This is a genomic window from Campylobacter concisus (genome assembly GCF_002914195.1).
Lineage (GTDB): Bacteria > Campylobacterota > Campylobacteria > Campylobacterales > Campylobacteraceae > Campylobacter_A > Campylobacter_A concisus_M.
The window spans coordinates 1-1,475 of the sequence record NZ_PPAU01000019.1 but is presented as its reverse complement, the minus strand read 5'-3'; the positions used below and the strand labels follow the sequence as shown (position 1 = coordinate 1,475).

Genomic DNA, 1,475 nt, shown 5'->3' with positions numbered 1-1,475 from the left:
ATTTTGGACGCTTCTACCTTGCTCCGCCAAAACTAGCCTATCTTTTACGCTTTCTAGTTTTTGAGCTAGAAATCTTACTTCATCAAAGCCACCTACTAGAACCATTGTATTTTTGCCGTCGTAGCCTCGCAAAATTTCATCTGCAAAATACTCAAATCTTTTTTGCTCATCTTCTATAAAGTCGTTGCCAGTAATCGAATAAGTCGCCTGCTCTGGGCGTAAAATCCCCTCAAATGACTTTATTACACATATTTTGCTTTTGCGCTCTTTTATTGTTGTATCTCCAAGCTTTATATCACTAAAGTTGATACCCATACGTTTATAAATTTCAAGATCATGAACATCTTGTGTAAGTAGAGCCGTAGCTGTTATACCTACAAATCGATCTATTTTACTCCAGAACTTATCGGCGAGCTTAAGCTTTATGTCCTTAGAATAGGTATGAAACGATATAAACCCTCTTTCTTGCGAGAAGCTAATATAAATATCTTTAGACGACAAGGTGCTTTTAACATCATCAAATTTATTAAGAAAAATGCCTAGCTGAAAAAATGGAGTTTTTTTGTAATAGCTTTTTAGCTTGGCTCTAAGAGCCTTGCTTTTTTCTTGATCAAAAAGCTTACTTAAAACGTTTGTGGCTCTTTGTATGGCTATATCATTGGCTGTTAGTGTCTTGCCAGCCATTTTTTCATCGCTCATAATCTCATTTATGGATTTTACACGCTCAACCTCTTCATTCAATAACTTTATCAAAGTTTTAGGTGCGCCAGCATCGTCGTTAATTGTCTTTGCAATCGTTTTTAATTGCAAATAGTAGCTATATAAAGAAAACGCAGAGCTTAGTGTCATTTCAGCCATATTGGGTAATTCTTGAATTTCATCAAAAATATAAACAGTGCCATCTACTTCAGCATATTTTTCATCGAACATAAATTTAGAAAACAAAAAAGAGTAATTGGTGATTTGAATAGTATATTCTTTAAAGCTTTCACTATTGCTTTTTTCAAGTGCAAGGTTATTGGCAATATATTCTCTCTTATCGGCATCTACTATATCTAGCTCGTTTAAAAAATCTTCGATCAAGACATAAGAGAAATCTTCCTTTAATTTTTTTATAGCAGCATCAACAACCTCTTTGTCCAAAGGCAAAATTTCAGAGCTAATCTCTGTATCCATAAAAAAAGCGAGTTTTTTTATATCCAGATAGTTATTTTTGCCAATGCCTAGCACATAGTCTGGTAGATTATTGACATTTTTGGCTTCAAGAAATATACTTTTTGCCAAAGAGTTATCGCTAGTAGCTATTACCACTCTTTGAGCTATCTTTTCATCAATTAGTTTCTTTGCAAGCATTAAGGCCGAAAAAGTTTTACCAAACGCCGTAGGCATTTCACAAACACAATATTTACTCTCTTTTACCCTCTTTGCCGCATAATCGACAAATTTTCTTTGTTCAGATCTAAGTTCCATTCTCT

Annotated in this window: 1 protein-coding gene; it reads right to left on the bottom strand. The window is 34.1% G+C overall.

The window, feature by feature from the left end; all coding sequences use genetic code 11:
- A partial coding sequence (locus CYP28_RS10165; RefSeq protein WP_181000384.1) for a hypothetical protein occupies positions 1 to 1,475 on the bottom strand: 1,475 nt, incomplete at both ends.